Genomic DNA, 17,548 nt, shown 5'->3' with positions numbered 1-17,548 from the left:
TTTTTTTTGCCCGGAATTTACTGCTCGGCGCAGTTAAAAGCTCATCTTCCATTGCCCCATCAGGCCCTGGCTTTGGCTTCGGCTGCCGGTTTGGGCGTTATAGGCCAGGCCGACGGTGTGTTGGCTGGATAAGGCGAGGTCCAGGCCGGCTTGCACGTCGAGGCTGTTGCGGTCCAGTGATGTGCCGGTGATGTTGAAGCCGTCAATCAGGCCCGGCGCGTAGCGATAGGATTGACGCACCTGGCTGTCGACTTCGCCGTAGAGGCGTTTCCAGCCGGCACTCACGTGGGGTGTGAGGCTCATCCGGTTGTCGAATCGGTACACGGTGGCCAGCCGCAGGCCAAGGGTGCTGCTCAGATTCTGCTGGGTTTGTGAGCCGACATTCAACGCGCTCAGGCCAGCCTTTTCCTTGAAGCTGTTGCGGTGATAACGCTGATAGCCAAGGCCTGCAAAGGGTTCCACGTGCAGGTCCGCACTGCCCAATTGGTAGCCCAGCTCGGAAAATACGGTTTGGCTTTGGGCGCTGTAATCGCCTCTTATCTGTTCCTTGTAGCTGAGCAGGTTGACGCTGCGTTTGTTTTTCCCGGTGTGATCGCTATAGATCGCCCCCAGGCGCAGAGCCAATGGGCCGTCCTGGCGCACCGCGTAACCGCCCAAGTGCAAGCTGTCGAGCTCACCCCGAAAGTGTTGGGCGCTCAGCTCACTGGAAGATTTTGCCCCCATCACACCGACTCGCCAGGCGTCGGCCACCGCCCAATCGGCGCCCAGCATCAGGCCTTTGGTGTCATGTTTGAGGCCGTCGCTGCCGCCTCGCTTGTCGAGCTTGCCGTCGTTGCCCAGGCCTTGCACCCAGAAGTGGCCATCGCCGTCAGTGGGCAGCGTGCGCAGGGTTGAGAGCAACTGGCTGCTGATTTGTCCCGTGACGGCCTGGGTTGCACCCGCCAGATTGGCATTTTGGCTGCCCGCCAATTGTTCGAGCGCAGCGCCGGTCCCTCCGGGCTGGCCAGCCACATCTTCACCGAAGCGTTGCAGTGCGTTGACCTGTGCTCTGGACAATTCACCGGACGCCAGCAGGCGACTCAATGCGGGTTCCAGGACCTTGGCGACCTGCAAACCGTTATGCGTGGTGGCCTGCCGAGTGAGGTAACCGTCGATGGAGGGTGCTTGCTCTACGGGGGTGTAAAACCCCGCGTCGTTAAATGCGGGGAGGGGATCAAATACGGAGGGTGTTGAAGCGATATCACCTCGCGCATACGCGGGTTGCAGGCTGGCCGCACTGATCGTAAGGGCTATGAGCAGGGCAAATCTGTGATGTGTAAGGAGCATGTAATCCCGACCTCTGATGAATGAGGCCGGGAATTTAGCGAGGTAGCGGGGTGATAACTGTCAGGTCATCGCCCCTTGGTTTGCGGGAGCTTTCTCTAGTACGGCGCGATTAAAAACTCATCTGCCTTTGCCCCGTCAGCGCATCTGTTGTTGCGGATGGCTGTGATGCTTTGAAGGCGTTGGGCTGCAAGGTGGGCAAAGGCGGCTGAACCCATCGTTTGAAATCGCTGAAGATCTAAAGTGTGGTGCTGTGTTGTCAATGCGAATCAGGCTCGGCACTCGGCCAGTGTCTTCAGCTGGCCGGAACTGCTCTGGTTCGCCTCGGACAACCACGCCTCAAACCCGGCCTCAAGGGTTGGCCATTCAGAATCCAGGATCGAATACCACGCCGTATCGCGGTTCTGGCCCTTGACCACCATGTGCTGGCGAAACACGCCTTCAAAGCTGAACCCCAATCGCTCGGCCGCGTATTTTGAGCGTGCATTGCCGTTGTTGCACTTCCATTCCAGGCGACGGTAGCCCTGTTCAAACGCGTACTTGGCCAGCAGGTACACGGCCTCGGTGCTTTTCGGTGAGCGCTGCATCGGCGCGCCGAAGGTGACGTGGCCGATTTCGATACGGCCCTGGGCGGGGACGATGGACATCAGGCTGAGGATGCCTTGGACGTCGCCGCTGGCGCGGTCGATGATGCTGAAGAAATACGGGTCGCTGTGCTGGGCATGGTTGTTGAGCCAGGTATCAAACGCGCCGCGTTCGGTAAACGGGCCGTAGGGCAAATAGTCCCACAGCTTCGGGTCGGCGCCGGGGCCATTCAGGGCTTCAAACAGTTTGTCGCTATGGCGGGCCGGATCGAGTTTTTCCAGGCGAATGTAGCGCCCTTCAAGCAACTGAACCGTGGGCGCGGGGACGCCTTTCCAGTCGGCGGGTGAGATAGGCATGCTGCGCTCCTTAAAGACTTAAAGACCTTTGCGAAATTGAATGAAACCGGGGCGTTCGGCAATGCGTTCATACAATTGAATTGCCGTGGCGTTGGTCTCGTGAGTCAGCCAATGAACCTTGCAGCAGCCATCGTGCTTGGCGGTGGCGTAGACGAATTCGATGAGCTTACGCCCCACGCCGGTACCGCGTTGCGCCGGGTCCACCAGCAAGTCCTGCAAGTAGCAGGCGTTTTCGATGCTCCAGTTGGTACGGTGGTAGATGAAGTTGACCATACCCACCGCCTTGCCGTCCTGCCAGGCGAGGGCCGAATGAGTCAGCTCGCTGGCGTCGATCAGGCGTTGCCAGGTGTTTTGGCTGACGGCGTCCGGCAGTTCGGTGTTGTAAAACTTCAAATACGCTTGCCACAGCGGTAACCAGGCACCGTGGTCGGCGGCAGTCACCTGGCGGATGTCGATCTGGCTCATTCTGAAACTCCTTGGGGAATAAAGCGGGCGAGGGTCTGGTCGCGCACATCCACGCTGGCAGCCAGGCCCTCGCGTACGCCTGCGATGTCGGCCGGGTTGCGGTTCTGGCTGAGTTTGCGCTTGCCGAGCAGGCGCTCGATCGGCAGGGCGAAGCCGACGATGGCCTTGAGCATGCCGTCGATGTAGTCGGCGGGGGCGTCGCTGACTTTCCAGGGCTGGGCGCGGCGGCCTTCGTGACGGTCGGTGAGGGCGCTGACCACCGTCAGCAGGCGCTCAGCGTCGGTAAACACCTCGGCTTTGCCATAGGCATGTACAGCGAGGTAATTCCAGGTCGGCACCACTTTGCCGTGCTCGGCCTTGGACGGGTAAAACGCCGGGCTGACATAGCCTTCGGCACCGGCAAAGATCACCAGGGCTTCGCTGCCAGTTTGCAGCTCGCGCCACTGCGGATTAGCCTTGGCGAGGTGCCCGTAGAGCGTGCCATTCGGGCCTTCGTCGGGGTTGAGCAGCAGCGGCAAGTGGCTGGCTTGCAAGCCTTGTTCGCCCAAGGTCACCAACTGCGCCAGGCGGGTGTGCTGGATCAGTTGCTGCAGTTCAGGCAAATCTTCGAGAGCAAAGGCGCGTGGTGTGTACATGAAATTTTCCTTGGCGAATGCCTGCATCCTAGGCAGGCTAATGGTTCGTTGTAAGAGCCATCTAGCACCAATTTCATGGGTCCAATATGCCGCCTGTTTCGCCGCCGTTGTTATTCAACCCCGCAGGCATTGAGCTGGATCGCCGTCAGGGCCTGACTCGCCAACTCTACGGCGCGTTGCGCCAGCGAGTGCTGGACGGGCGGCTGGTCAGTGGTACGCGGTTGCCCGCCACCCGCGACTTGGCGGCAGCACTTTCAATCTCGCGCAACAGTGTGGTGCGCGCCTACGATCAGTTGTATGCGGAGGGGTTTATTGAGAGCCGGGTGGGTGATGGCACTTATGTGGCCCAGTTGCCCACGCCAAAAAAACTATCCACAAAAGTATCCACAGGGTTTTCCACAGGCTTACCCACAGCCTTATCCACAAAATGGGCGGATTTGCCGGAAGATCTCGACAATGAAGTTATCCACAGCGCGGGCTTGGCGCGAGTAAAAAACAACCACCTTTCCCTGCCTCCCGCGGGACCACCTCGGGCATTTCGCGTGGGGGTGCCGGCCTTTGATCTGTTTCCGTTTGAGGTGTGGGCCAAGCTGAATGGGGCGTTTTGGCGCAAGCCGGACCTGCAACAGCTTTGCTATGGCGACCCGGCCGGTGACAGCCGTCTGCGTGGTTTGATCGCCGCTTACCTGCGCAGCTCACGGGGCATGCAGTGTTCGGCTGAGCAAATTGTAATCACCTGTGGTGCGCAACAGGCAATCAGCCTTTGTGCACAGTTGCTGGTGGAGCCGGGAGACGGGGTCGCGGTGGAAAATCCGGGTTACCGCGCGGCTGGGCATGCATTTGCCCTGGCGGGTGGCCGACTGCAGGGCGTACCGGTGGACGGCGAGGGGATTGATTGCCAGGTGCTCAACACACTGGATGACTGCCGTGTGGCGTATGTCACGCCTTCTCACCAGTACCCGTTGGGTGTTGTGATGAGCCTGGCGCGGCGCCTGGAGCTGCTGGCCTGGGCTGAACGTACGGGCGGCTGGATCATCGAAGACGACTACGACGGAGAGTACCGCTACAGCGGCGCGCCTCTGTCGCCGTTGGCGGCGTTGGATCGCAGTGGCCGCGTGCTGTACGTCGGCACCTTCGGCAAGGTGGCGTTCCCGGCCTTGCGCCTGGGCTACCTGGTATTGCCGGCGGGCCTGGTGGACGCATTCACCCGGCGTCGCGCCGTGGACATGCGCCATTCTGAAGTCAGCACCCAGGCGGTGATGGCCGAATTCATGGCCGCCGGGCATTTCCAACGCCACATTCGCCGGATGCGCCGCGCTGCGCTGAGCCGGCGCAATGCTTTGTTAGCCGGTTGGCCGGACGGGTTACCCGGCGTCGGCGCCTTGCCCAGCGTTGCGGCCGGGCTGCACCTGACAGTGCGAGTGGACAGCCTGGCCCGCGAGCAGGTGTTGCTCGCACAGGCCCATGCGGTAAATGTCGAGATCAACGGTTTGAGTAGCTATTGGCTGGCTGGCAAAAGCCCATCATCGGACCAGCGCGCAGGCCTGGTGATGGGGTTTGCCGCCGTGCCAGAGGCGGCCATTGCACAGGCGCTGGCACGTTTGCGCCAGGCGTGGCAGGCATAAAAGGCGATCAGCTGTTGAAGAACAGCGACTTGGCCAGTTGATCACCGATGCTGCTGCGGTGGATTTCTATCATTTCCCAGTCACTGGGGCCGGTGCGTTGGCGAGAGCCACCAAGCCGCTGTTGTTCACGAGTTTTGAGGTGGGCCTTCTCGAATCTCTCAGGGGCGGCGCCTTTCGTTGCGTAGTGAAAGTGCGCGTACCACAGCACAGTGTTGGTCTCTTTATCGCGTACTTCGTACTCATCCAGATAGCCCTTCGGAGGCCCTTTGACGGCGCGGCGGCTGAAGGTTTTAGCGATCCTTATCAGCCCTTGGCTATGCAGCCACTCCACCCGCGCGGCAGTGGGCGGTTGCTGTTTGATCATGTCGATGTAGGTTTTTCTGCCCAGGCGATAAAGCCGCTGTGCTGCGTCGTTGAGGTTGCGCTTGGTCGACGCGGCGGAAGTATGATCGCTTTCGGTGAGATTGCGCCGAGTCAGCGCCTGCTCGATATCGTTTGATGCGTCCTCCAGTTTTTTGGCGTAGGCGTCGAACATATCTTGGAGGTCCTGGGGCGAATGCCAGGGTTTACGCGAGAAATTCCGGTACTTGTGGGTTTCCGCGTGCTCGTTATCCAAAAGCGTTTGCCCGGTGTTGATGCTGGTATCCAGGTCTACAGCGGCAGGCGCTGGCGGTGGCGGGGTGACCTTTTGCCGTTTGACCCAGACGCCTGGGGTTTTTTCATGAAACGTAGCGAGCACCTTACCCGTCACGGACGCCCTGACATCAGCCAGCGTGCTGTCGGACTCATGGGGGTGGGCTATCAAAATGCCGTCGTAGCGTGTCTTGATGACTTTGCGCTGTGGCGCACGTGGGGCCTTTGAGCCGCCGGGCTTGGGTTCCAGGGCTTTTTTCTCGCGCAGCAGTTGCGCCAGGTCGTGAGTGGCCCGCTGGCTGAAGTCGCTAATTTGCTGTCGAAAGCTTTCCAGGCGGGGTTTCAGCAGAAACTGCGGGTGGTCGGCATGCAGGTCCAGCAGGCGTTGATCTGCGCTGGAAAATTGCTCAACCAGGCTGTTGAGCACATCAATGCGTTCATCCAGCGTGCCGTTACCCCGTTTCATGATTTCATTGAAACTCTCGACGTTAAGTTCGGCTGTATCGACGCTTTGGTTCATCTGCTCTCGCAGCGTGGCAGGGATCTGGCTTTGCTCTTCATCGATACACAAGTAGCGAGCCAAGCCGATCTCCAGAGATTTGAGCTCAGCGAGGGTGAGCGGTGGCAACTCGCCCATGGTTTTGTGAATGACCGCTGCGCCGTCATCTCCCAGCACTTTGAGATCGCTGAAACGGTCGTTGATGAACTCCAGGCGCTTGATGATTGCCAGGTTCAAGGTGGACAGATTTTGCGCGCTTCGCGCCTGGCTTTTATAGTCAATGTCTACCTCGGCATCGAGGATTGAGAACGACGATTTTAAGGCCTCGCTATAGCTCACCAATTGTTGTTCCACGGCTATCTGAGTCAGTTGTATTTGCTGCTTCAGGTAACCACTCATGTTGCTTTGATAGGCGGGCATGGCGTCGATGATGCTCAAGGACTTCAGCTGACTGATCGCTTCATCGTATGCCACCAGCCGGCTGTCGACCTCACCTATGAACGCTGTACGCCGCAGGTCGGTGGAAGGGCCGGGGGCCGCGTCCAGCGCGGGCCTTGACTCAAGCACGTCCAGTTGTTTGCGGGCGGCGACCGCGTCGAAGGTGTTGAGCTGGGTCCTGAGTGCCGTAATGCGCGCAGGCTGATTGATCTTGACCGCTCGCCGACGGTTTCGAAGACCTCCGCCTCGTAGTCGCAAACGGACATCGACAAACCATTGGCCCGCCAGGTTGCTGATCAGCGGCGGGCCGGTACGCAACGGTGCCTTCGGGTCGATGGTGATGACACTGTCGTTGTCATCCACGATCACCTCGAACCAGCGCTTGCCAACCGGTGCATACCATTTGTCTGCAAGCGGATAGAGATTTAGGTGGCGACCGGGGGTTTTGTTTTGTTCGCCAAGCTTATTGGGTTTGGTGACATTGAAACTGTCGAGTGCCTTGGCCAGGCTCTGGTGGCTATTACTCAAGGCCCCGCTGGTATGCACGTCGCCTTGATGCTTGGCGGGAAGTTGGCCGTCGGGGATATTTGCTTGTTGCACAGCAGTATATTTTTTCTCGGCAACTGCCGGTTTACGCGCCGCTTCGATTGTCGTTGGCTCCGATTCAGTATTGATCTTGAGGCCATCGAGTTGCTCCTGCGGGCGAGGGTGGCGCAGAGCCGTGTGCAGGATCAGCGCCATACCCAGGTTGAGGAATACATCCACCAACGCTGCCCAGGACGCGGGCTGGTCATCCTTGCTCACGGCCTGCGCGGCGTCTTGCAAATCATCCATGATTTGCCAGATCCAGGCGGCGATTCCGAGGGTTCGCCCCATAAAGGGCAGCGCGGCATTGAATATTTGCCAGCCGGCCTGTCGAAAGGTCGCCCAACGTTTCTGCACGTTGGACACTGACTGGCGTGTCGCCAACTCGACCATGGCATTGGCATTGGCCTTGAACAGCGTCGCCAACGTGTCGCTCCCCATCTCTTCATCGGTCAGCATCACCGGGCCGCTCATGTACAGCACGGTAAGCGGTTCGACCAGCACGCGCACCACGGTCCAGGGGGAGGGCAGGGTATCGGGAAAAACGTACTGGGCGTAATTGAACCTTTGTGCTTCGGGTAGCCATGCCAACACCGACTCGCGCAAGGACCGGTCATGTTTGATGGCGTACAACAGGTTTTGCCGCGACGCAAATTGCACCAGGGTTGGTTCAAGCATGGGCCGATAAAGCATGCAGGGGCCGGCGTCGGATTGCCTTGGGCCGATCACGAACATATTGGCAACCACGTCTTGCTCATGGCCGGGGCGCAAGGTGGGTATGAAGGCCAGGCGACGGATGACGATGGGTTGCCCATCTACGTGGCGCTCATGTCCATCGGTGCGCATCACGGCAGCGATGTAGCGGTAACCGAGTTCATCAATGCCGCCCTGGTTGCGGATTTTCATTTGCAGAGCCAGCAACGGCAGTTGTATCTGCAGGTGACTGGTGTAGAGCTGCTGTCGGTGGCTGGATTGCAGCGGGTCGTCGAGTAACTTTTGTTTGATCAGGGCGGGGTAGTACTGGCCTATATTGATGTCTTCGATCACGCCTTTCAGGTAGTCGTAAGTCAGCCAGGCCGGTACGCCGTTCTCCTCGCCGTTGTAGTGCACCGTCGCATTGCCGGTGGGCAGGCCCGTGAGGTTTTCCAGGGCCAGGTCGATCAGGCTGCGGCGGGTGGTGTCCACAGCTCCCGGTACGATAAACGTGCCCCACAGAACCGGGCTTTGGATAACAATCTCGATTTTGTCCAGGTTCAGGCTCACGTCCTTTTCAGGCGCGCGGATACGGCTGTGCAACTGTGCCCGGGCATAGTCACGAATGGGAGGAATATCGCCCTGGAACGTTTCGCCTTGGTAACGGGTGTGCAGGTGGGCCAGGTCGATCAGGTAGCGGCTGTAGGCGGCGGTATCGTAGTCCGTCGCCGAGGCCAGCCAATCTGGAAGTTGTTGGTGAATCTCGCGGATACTCGACAGTTGGTGATCGCTCATTTCTTCGATGCTGGGCGCGATCTGGGCGACGGGGGGAGCACCTGACCCGGACCCACCGAAACTCCCAATGACCTGGATTTGCAGCGAGACCAGAGTGCAGGCCAGCGTATCGAAGAAGTTGCCGTCGGGCTCATACAAGCGCCATTGTAAGGTGGTGTCTCGCTCGGGCGCAGGCAGCCGGGCAGCCAGCGAGTCGCCGAACTGGGCCAGGGACTCGAACACCTCATATCCGCTCACCAGCGAGTGCGTCAGTACTATCTGGCGCTTCTCGTGCTCACCTACCAATACGGTGATGTCCAGGAAGCTGGTGTGGGTGGACTGGCCGTCCTGAAGAGTATCTATATCAACCATGTAAGCATGGCTTTTGTAAGGGTCTTTCAGTGAACGCTTGGCCCGGTCGGGTTCCTGGAAAACCGTGCGAGCCATGGCACATTCGTGTTCACCCAGGTCTTGCTCTTCGCTGACGTTCCACACCTTTCTCAGAGAGTGGGAAAGGGACTGCCAGCGGGAGCCGGTGGCACCGTTGGACCCGTTCCAGAAGTCCAGCTGCTGTTCCTGGAAGGCGGTGAACAGCAGATCGGATAACTCGTTGATCAGACGTGCGATGGCATCGATTTTCACCGCGAGGTGTACAGGCGCCGCAGTGTTCGGTTGCAATGTGAGGAAGTGTTGGCCGTCGATGTAGGTCACTCTGTCGCCGGACAATGCCTGATGAGCCAGCACCGAGGCGAGCGATTCGATAATGGCCGGTGCACGCTCGACGGCGTTACCGACCACCTCCCATTGAGGGCTGACCACCACGGCCAGATCGGGGTCGATATTCAGCGAGGGGTACAACTCTTTGAGTGTCGAATGTAGTGTGGCGGCGGCGACTTCCCGGGTGGTAGGGCCGGTGGTCAATTGGGTGAGCAGTTCATAGGTACTGGGTGGGCGGTGGTTATCAGCGATGTCATTGGGCATGTGCTGCTCCTTTGCATTCGATGGCCCGGGCGGGCTTCAGGAATGGGCAAGGTAGCGAGCGGCGTTGCGGCTGGAGCGGTAGATACGTCGAGGTGCAGCCGTTACGCCAAACAATGAGGGCCGCTGTCGTTGTTCTGGTGCCCGTAGGTGACCAACTGTTGCTGGAAGGCCAGGCTCGGCCAGCCAAGTAGGCGGTCTTACCTGAGCCTACCGCTATACCCGCGCCTGGCGCCGCCTCACATCCCGGATTTGATCTTGGTCCAGGCCCTTGTCCTGGCGCGCTCGACTTTGCTGTCCAGGGGCTTGAGCGTGTAAAGCGTGGCCATCGCCGCCTCGGTCGGGTACAGGTTGGGATTATTGCGAATCGCCGGGTCGACCTGCTCGGTAGCGTCCTTGTTCGGGTTGGGGTAGCCGACAAAATCACTGATCGGCGCAATTACCTGAGGTTGCAGCAGGTAGTTGATGAAGGTGTAGGCGTCCTGCGGGTTTTGCGCGCCCTTGGGGATGGCGAGCATGTCGAACCAGATCGGCGCGCCTTCTTTGGGCAGGCGCATGTCCACGGTCACGCCATTTTTGGCCTCTTTGGCGCGGTTGGCGGCCTGGGAAAAGCTACCGGAATAACCCACGGCCACACAAATGTCGCCGTTGGCGATATCGGCCATGTATTTGGACGAGTGAAAGTAGGTGATGTAGGGGCGGATTTTCATCAACAGCGCCTCCGCTTTGACGTAATCCTTGGGGTTGCTGCTGTTGGGGTCCAGGCCCAGGTGTTGCAAGGCCAGCGGCAGAATTTCCGAGGGCGAATCCAACAGGGCGACCCCGCATTGTTTGAGTTTGCTGATGTTCTCTTCCTTGAAGATCAGGTCCCAACTGTCCACCGGCGCATTGTCGCCCAACACCGCTTTGACCTTGGCCGGGTTGAAGCCGATCAGGATGGTGCCGTACATGTAGGGCACGGCGAATTTATTGCCGGGGTCGTTGGCTTCGATCAGCTTCATCAGCTTGGGGTCGAGGTGGTTCCAGTTGGGCAACTGGCTTCGGTCCAGCGTCTGGAACACGCCGGCTTCGATCTGCTTGGCCAGGAACACGTTGGACGGCACCACCACGTCATAGCCCGAGTTGCCGGTGAGCAACTTGGCCTCAAGGGCTTCGTTGGTGTCGAAGATGTCGTACACCAGCTTGACCTGCGGGTGCTGTGCCTTGAAGTCTTCGAGCGCCTTGGGGGTGATGTAGTCGAACCAGTTGTAGACCTTGAGGGGTTTCTCTTCGGCGTGGGCCGCGCCGCCAAGAACGGCTGCGCAGAGGACGAGTGACTTGAGCATGTTCATTGGGCGGACTCCTCAAAACCTTCGAGCACGTTGACGGCGTTGATGCCGATTTCTTCCACGGCGTAGCCGCCTTCCATCACAAACAGCGTGGGTTTGCCCAAGCGGGCGATGCGTGCGCCCATCGCCAGGTAGTCCGGGCTGTCGAGTTTGAATTGCGAAATCGGGTCGTCTTTGAACGTATCCACACCCAGGGAAACGACGATGATGTCGGCGCCATAGCGCGCAATCTCGGTGCAGGCTTCTTCGAGTGCTGCGCTCCAGCGATCCCAGCCGGAACCTGCCGGCAATGGGTAGTTGAAATTGAAGCCTGCGCCGGCGTCTTCTCCCCGTTCGTCGGCATACCCCAGGAAAAACGGAAACTCCGCTTCCGGGTGCCCATGGATCGAGGTGAAGAGCACGTCACTGCGGGCATAAAAAATCGACTGCGTGCCGTTGCCGTGGTGGTAATCCACGTCGAGAATCGCGACCTTTTTGTGGCCTTGGTCGAGGAATGCCTGAGCGGCAATGGCCGCGTTGTTGAGGTAGCAATACCCGCCCATCAAATCGCTGGCGGCGTGATGCCCCGGCGGGCGACACAGGGCAAAGGCGGCGTTTGCACCTTGTGCGATTGCCTGCTGCGCCGTCAGGGCGACTTGCGCGGCGCTGTAGGCGGCTTGCCACGTGCCGGCGGTAATCGGTGCGCCACCGTCAAAACTGTAATAACCCAGTTGGCCGTGCAGGCTGGCAGGCAGTACCCGGCGCAGGGTGCGGGCAGGCCAGGTGTAGGGCAGCAAGTCGCCGTCCTGGCCGAACTCGGTCCAGCGCGCCCAGGCACCCTTGAAGAAGTCGAGGTAGTCGCGGCTGTGAATGCGTTGCAGTGGTGCCAGGCCAAAGTCCTGCGGCGCCTGAACCGGGCCCAGGTCGCGGTCCTTGACCCGTTGCAACACATGGTCGGCGCGCGATGGCATTTCGAAGCAGGGCATCAGTCGCCCGTCCATCAATTCGCAACGGCCGTGATGCAGGTGGTGATCGTCCGAGTAGATCGTCAGCATTTATTGTTCTCCGCAGGCTGTATCGGTGGATGCAGTCTTGCGGCGGGCGGGTTTTAAGAGAACGGCAGGAGCGGCCAAAAGGGGATAAATCTGGCCAAATTGTCTGTCCTCAATTGGCCCCGAAATGGCGCGGCCATGCGCCTTCAACTGGCATCAGGGCCGGAACTGGCTGGGCGCCACGCCGCTCCAGCGCACGAAGGCATGCCGAAAACTGGCGGTTTCGCTGAAGCCGAGTTGCTCGGCGATCCGGTAGATGGGCAGTTCATCGTCGGCCAGCCATTGCTTGGCTCGCTCAAAGCGCAACTCGTCGAGCAGCTCCTGGTAGCTGCAGCCCAGATCATGCAGGTGTCGACGCAGGGTACGGGCCGAGCAGTTCATCTGTTCGGCCAGGCCTTCAATCCCGGGCGCCGCGCTGAGTTGGTTGGCAAGCAGTTGGCGGATTCTGCCAAGCCAGGCCTGGCGACCGGTGAATTCCAGGTTCTGTTTGCGGCAACGCTCGGCCATGGCCTGGTGAGTGATCGCGTCGGCCAGAGGCAAAGGGTGGTCCAACCAGCGTTTGTCGAAGGCAAACGCGTTGGTGGTGGTTTCAAACTGCAGCGAGCAGGCAAAGCACTCGCCGTAGCGCGCCTGATAATCCGGTGCGCTGTGCTCAAAGCGCGCGGCGAGCAGCGGCAGTGGTTGGCCGAGCAAGTCGTCGCAGATGACCTTCAGCGACGCCAGGCACAGTTCAACGTTGAACATCGCAAGGCTCGGGGTTTCCCGGTAGTCGCTGGCGGTGAACCAGATACGCTCAGCGTCTTCTTCAAGGCTGAGCTCGAAAAGTGTTCCCAGCAGCGCCGGATAACGCAACGCCAGGCGCAAAGCGTCACCGAAGGTGGCACTGGTGAGCAAGGCGTAACCGAGCATGCCGTAGGCCGAGACATGCATCCGGCGGCCCAACTCCAGGCCCACATCCCGGCGCAGGGCCACGGCGTTGGCGCATACGCGCATTTCCTGATTGGTGGTGATGCGCGTATCGGCGCGGCTCAAGTCCGCCGCACAGATGCCACTGCCGGCGAGCAGCGCTTCAAAGGGCAAGCCTTCGGCCTTGAACGTGCTGAGCACCAGGGAAACGGCATTGAGGGTGGTGAGGTGGGAGTGCAGCATGGGAACTTCCAGCCAGGGGATGGCTGGAAGTGGAGCAAGTTACATGCCGGTCAGCTCAGTTCGCCGCACAGGTCCAGTTCCACCAGGCGGCGTACCTCGTTTGTCGCCAGCCCGGCACCCAGCAGCACCTGCAGCTTGCCGAATACCGCTTCGCGGGTCATGCCGCCACCGGACAGCACGCCCACACCGCGCAGACGGCTGCCGGCCTCGTAGACGTCGAGTTCCACGCCACCTTCATGGCATTGGGTGATCGCCACCACGACCACGCCCAGGGCCTGCGCGCGCTTGAGGCTGGCGAGGAACGCCGGGTTATCGCTCGGCCCGGTGCCGCTGCCGAAGCATTCCAGCACCAACGCCTGAATGCCGCTGTCGATCAGTGCGTCCAGTTGCGCGGCGGCGATACCCGGCACCAGCGGCAGCACGCCGACGTTGGCCAGCGCTTTGGGTTGGCGGTAATCCAGGGCGGGCGGCAGTGCATCGGCCTTGGCTACGCCGCCATTGCGCTGCAAGGCGGCAAATGGATGGCGACCAAAGCTGCGAATCTTCGCGCATCGGGTCGGTGCCATCAGTGCGCCGTGGAAGTACAGCTGCACACCTGGTGCAAGGCCTTCGCCCAATGCCAGCAGGGCGCCGCTGACGTTTTCCCAGGCATCGCTGTCGGGCACGCCGGCAGGCAGCATGGAACCGGTGAACACAACCGGCACCGGCAGGCCGAGCAGTTGGAAACTCATCGCCGCCGCGCTGTAGGCCAGGGTGTCGGTGCCGTGCAGGATCAGCACGGCGTCGCAGCCGTTGTCCACGGCTTCAATCACAGCGGTGCGCAGGCGCTGCCAGTAGGCGGGGGTCATGTTGGCGCTGTCGATCAGCGGCGCCATTTCCCGGAAGCGCCAGGCAGGCACTGGCAGGTCGGCAAGCTGTTCGCGCATACGTGCTTCGAAACCGGAAGCCGGGGCCAGGCCGTTGGCGCTGGCCTGCATGCCGATGGTACCGCCGGTGTAGAGCACCATGATGTTGTTAGCTTTGGACATCGAGAATTCTCCTGAACGAAAAACGCCGCCGGGCCCAGAGCATGCCCAAGGCCGGGCGGCGTGTCATCTATCTAGGCTTTCTACGCTCAGCGTTGCGCTTGAGCGTTCAGTTCAGCCGATGCTTGAGCGCCAGGCTCAGGCGTCGCCGGGTTTGCCGGCCACGCTTTGCGGTCCAGGTCCAGGTCAGGGAACTTGCTGGAATCGAACACTGGCGTCTTGATGCCTGCCGCACGCTGGCCATCGTAGTCATTCAGGATGCGCATGGCGATCTTGAACAGGAACGCCAGGGCGAACAGGTTGACGAACGCCAGCAGGGTCATGGTGATGTCGGCGAAGGCGAACACGGTGCTCAGGTTCTCGATGGAACCCCAGAAAATCAGCACCAGCACCAGCGCACGGTAGCCCATCAGCACCTTGCGGTTGTTGCCGACCAGGAAGCGCAGGTTGCTCTCGCCGAGGTAGTAGTTGTACATGATCGAGGTGAACACGAACAACGCCAGGGCCACCGAGATGAACATGCGGCCCCAGTCGCCGACCACGGCTGCCAGGGAGTTCTGGGTCAGGGCAATGCCGTCGCCTTCAAAGCCTGGGGTGTAGAAACCGGAGAGCAGGATCAGCAACGCGGTGCAGGTGCAGATCACGAAGGTATCGAGGAACACGCTGAATGCCTGTACCACGCCTTGTGCGATCGGGTGTTCGACCGAGGCCACGGCGGCCACGTTAGGCGCACTGCCCAAACCGGCTTCGTTGGCGAACACGCCGCGTTTCACACCCATGATGATTGCGCTGCCCACCAGGCCACCGAAGGCTTGGTCGAGACCGAAAGCGCTCTTGACGATGGTCGCGAGCATGGCCGGCACGTGGTCGAATTGCAGCACGATCACGTAGAGGGTCACGGCGATGTAGACCAGGGTCTTGACCGGCACCAGCAGGTCGGCGATCGAGGCGATACGCTTGATCCCGCCGATGAACACCAGGCCCAGCAATACCGCCAGCGCGAGGCCGGTGTAGGTGGTGTCGAGGCCAAAAGCATTGTTCAGCGAGTGGGTCACGGCGTGGGCTTGCAGGCCGTTGAAGGCGAAACCGAAGGTCACCAGCAACAGGAACGCCATGACCATACCCAGCCAGCGCTTATGCAGGCCGTGCTGGATGTAGTAGGCCGGGCCACCACGGTAGGTGCCTTCAGCGTCGGTGCGCTTATACAGCTGGCCGAGGGAGCATTCGATGAAGCTCGAAGACATGCCCACCAGCGCGGTGACCCACATCCAGAACACGGCACCCGGGCCACCCAGGGTGACGGCAATGCCGACACCGGCGATGTTACCGGCACCGACGCGGCCGGCCAGGCTGAGCATCAGCGCCTGGAACGAGCTGAGTTGGCCGGCGCTGCTCTTCAGGCTGTCTTTAAACACCGAGAACATGTGGAAAAAGTGACGCAATTGAACGAAACGCGAGCGGATCGTGAAATAACCGCCGAGCCCGACAATGAGCACGATCAGTACTTTCCCTGAGAGGAAGTCGTTGATGACTTCGAGCATGGAGTGTTCCTCGCTGATTTTTCTAATGGCAAACGCAGGACGGTCCGACGCGTCGCTCGGCACCAGGCAGTGCACGACGCTTCGCCCCAATCCTTTTGCGGGTGTTGTTATTCATGCGCTTTCGCGTTGTATCCGGGCCTCGTTACCGACGGCCGCAGACGCGAAGAGGGGCGGCACTATACCTAGGCGAGCGTGATCCGTCTGCACGGGGCGATTAAAGGTTTCAGCCAAGCTATTGCAGGCAAGGAGGGTTTGTAGGGCGTTATTGGATTTTTTATGGGCGTCATTTCACAACCTTGAGGCAAAAAAAAGGGCCTGAAGAACGAGCCTTCAGGCCCTCAAAAGGTGAGAGGTGTCTAGTCCCTCATCCTGGTGAGCAGTGCAACAAACGTTAGGCCTTCAGCGGGACCAAACGTGGGGCAATCATGTTTTCGGGGCGCAGGATGTCGTCGAGCATGGCGTCGTCGAGCAAGCCTTCTTCGCGCACCAGTTCCAGCACACCGCGACCGCTTTCAAGGGCGATGCGCGCAATGCGGGTGGCGTTTTCATAGCCGATGTACGGGTTCAGCGCGGTGACCAGGCCGATGGAGTGCTCCACCAGCTCGCGGCAGCGTGCTTCGTTGGCGGTGATGCCGACGATGCAGTGCTCGCGCAGCATGTCCATGGCGCGTTGCAGCAGGCGGATCGAGTCGAAGATCTTGAACGCGATCAGCGGCTCCATCACGTTCAACTGCAGTTGGCCGCCTTCGGCCGCCATGGTCAGGGCCAGGTCGTTACCGATGACTTGGAACGCCACCTGGTTAACAGCTTCCGGGATCACCGGGTTGACCTTGCCGGGCATGATCGAGCTGCCTGGCTGGCGTGCCGGCAGGTTGATCTCGTTGATGCCGGTGCGTGGGCCGCTGGACAACAGGCGCAGGTCGTTGCAGATCTTCGACAGTTTCACTGCGGTACGCTTGAGCATGCCGGAGAACAGCACGAAGGCGCCCATGTCGGAGGTGGCTTCGATCAAGTCGGCAGCCGGTACCAGCGGCTGGCCGCTGATCAGGGCCAGGCGCTGCACGGCCAGGGCCTGGTAGCGCGGGTCGGCGTTGATGCCGGTGCCGATCGCGGTGCCGCCCAGGTTCACTTCGGTCAACAGCTCAGGCGCGAGGGTTTTCAGGCGGGCCAGGTCTTCACCGAGGGTGGTGGCGAAGGCGCGGAATTCCTGGCCGAGGGTCATCGGCACGGCGTCTTGCAATTGGGTGCGGCCCATTTTCAGCACGTGGCTGAACTCGACGCCCTTGGCGGCGAACGCCTGGATCAGGCTGTCGAGGCTGGCCAGCAGTGCATCATGGCCCAGCAGCAGACCCAAGCGGATCGCGGTCGGGTAGGCGTCGTTGGTCGACTGCGCCATGTTCACGTCGTTGTTAGGGTGCAGGTACTGATATTCGCCCTTGTTGTGGCCCATGGCCTCCAACGCGATGTTGGCGATGACTTCGTTGGCATTCATGTTGGTTGAAGTGCCGGCGCCGCCTTGAATCATGTCCACCACGAATTCTTCGTGGAAATCGCCGCGGATCAGGCGGGCACAGGCTTCGCTGATGGCAGCGTGCTTGGCTTCGCTGAGCTGGCCCAACTCGCGGTTGGCGTCAGCGGCTGCTTGCTTGACCATTGCCAGGCCGACCACCAATTTCGGGTAATGCGAAATCGGAACGCCCGAGAGGCGGAAGTTATTCACCGCTCGCAGGGTCTGGATGCCGTAGTACGCTTGAGCAGGTACTTCAAGTACGCCAAGCAGGTCTTTTTCTGTGCGGAATGATGCAGCGGAGGACATGACGGAAATCATCTCGATATGGACCCGGAACAGGCCGGAACGCTGTGAATGCTAGGCTTGTGGGAGTTT

General features: G+C 60.4%; 12 protein-coding genes. 1 reads left to right on the top strand and 11 read right to left on the bottom strand.

Features of this window, described 5'->3' with window-relative positions; all coding sequences use genetic code 11:
- Positions 1 to 33: 33 nt before the first annotated feature.
- The 4 genes from A7D21_RS05135 to A7D21_RS05120 form a co-directional block, all read right to left on the bottom strand.
- Positions 34 to 1,326, bottom strand: coding sequence for an autotransporter domain-containing protein (locus tag A7D21_RS05135; protein ID WP_069551190.1), 1,293 nt, complete (start codon positions 1,324 to 1,326; stop codon positions 34 to 36).
- A gap of 266 nt (positions 1,327 to 1,592) precedes the next feature.
- A complete protein-coding gene (locus A7D21_RS05130) occupies positions 1,593 to 2,264 on the bottom strand; it encodes a GNAT family N-acetyltransferase (RefSeq protein WP_069551189.1) in 672 nt (223 codons plus the stop codon).
- Between the two features lie 18 nt (positions 2,265 to 2,282).
- On the bottom strand, positions 2,283 to 2,729 hold the full coding sequence (locus tag A7D21_RS05125; RefSeq protein WP_069551188.1) for a GNAT family N-acetyltransferase: 447 nt from the start codon (positions 2,727 to 2,729) through the stop codon (positions 2,283 to 2,285).
- Complete coding sequence (locus A7D21_RS05120) at positions 2,726 to 3,364, bottom strand: FMN-binding negative transcriptional regulator (RefSeq protein WP_069551187.1); 639 nt, start codon at positions 3,362 to 3,364, stop codon at positions 2,726 to 2,728. The genes A7D21_RS05125 and A7D21_RS05120 overlap by 4 nt, the downstream gene beginning before the upstream one ends.
- Positions 3,365 to 3,450: 86 nt before the next feature.
- On the opposite strand from A7D21_RS05120, the gene A7D21_RS05115 reads away from it, so the two are divergent.
- Positions 3,451 to 4,989, top strand: coding sequence for a PLP-dependent aminotransferase family protein (locus A7D21_RS05115; protein ID WP_069551186.1), 1,539 nt, complete (start codon positions 3,451 to 3,453; stop codon positions 4,987 to 4,989).
- Between the two features lie 7 nt (positions 4,990 to 4,996).
- Here A7D21_RS05115 and A7D21_RS05110 read toward each other — a convergent pair whose 3' ends face one another.
- The 7 genes from A7D21_RS05110 to aspA form a co-directional block, all read right to left on the bottom strand.
- Positions 4,997 to 9,592 carry a dermonecrotic toxin domain-containing protein gene (locus tag A7D21_RS05110; RefSeq protein WP_069551185.1) on the bottom strand — a complete coding sequence of 1,532 codons (4,596 nt, stop codon included), beginning with the start codon at positions 9,590 to 9,592 and terminating at the stop codon, positions 4,997 to 4,999.
- Positions 9,593 to 9,828: 236 nt separating this feature from the next.
- Positions 9,829 to 10,920 carry a polyamine ABC transporter substrate-binding protein gene (locus tag A7D21_RS05105; RefSeq protein WP_069551184.1) on the bottom strand — a complete coding sequence of 364 codons (1,092 nt, stop codon included), beginning with the start codon at positions 10,918 to 10,920 and terminating at the stop codon, positions 9,829 to 9,831.
- Complete coding sequence (locus A7D21_RS05100; protein WP_053258718.1) at positions 10,917 to 11,951, bottom strand: histone deacetylase family protein; 1,035 nt, start codon at positions 11,949 to 11,951, stop codon at positions 10,917 to 10,919. Before A7D21_RS05100 ends, A7D21_RS05105 begins: the two co-directional genes overlap by 4 nt.
- A 153-nt stretch (positions 11,952 to 12,104) precedes the next feature.
- A complete protein-coding gene (locus A7D21_RS05095) occupies positions 12,105 to 13,097 on the bottom strand; it encodes an AraC family transcriptional regulator (protein ID WP_053258717.1) in 993 nt (330 codons plus the stop codon).
- Positions 13,098 to 13,147: 50 nt separating this feature from the next.
- Complete coding sequence (locus tag A7D21_RS05090) at positions 13,148 to 14,125, bottom strand: asparaginase (RefSeq protein WP_069551183.1); 978 nt, start codon at positions 14,123 to 14,125, stop codon at positions 13,148 to 13,150.
- 86 nt (positions 14,126 to 14,211) lie between these two features.
- On the bottom strand, positions 14,212 to 15,663 hold the full coding sequence (locus A7D21_RS05085; protein WP_069551182.1) for a sodium:alanine symporter family protein: 1,452 nt from the start codon (positions 15,661 to 15,663) through the stop codon (positions 14,212 to 14,214).
- Positions 15,664 to 16,054: 391 nt separating this feature from the next.
- The gene (gene aspA / locus A7D21_RS05080) at positions 16,055 to 17,479 is read right to left on the bottom strand and encodes an aspartate ammonia-lyase (protein WP_053258714.1); all 1,425 of its coding nucleotides are present in this window, start codon (positions 17,477 to 17,479) and stop codon (positions 16,055 to 16,057) included.
- Between the last annotated feature and the right edge of the window lie 69 nt (positions 17,480 to 17,548).

The organism is Pseudomonas sp. AP19 (assembly GCF_001728855.1).
In the GTDB taxonomy this organism is placed as follows: domain Bacteria; phylum Pseudomonadota; class Gammaproteobacteria; order Pseudomonadales; family Pseudomonadaceae; genus Aquipseudomonas; species Aquipseudomonas fluorescens.
The sequence above is the reverse complement of the archived record's forward strand: the minus strand, read 5'-3'. Positions and strand labels throughout refer to the sequence as shown.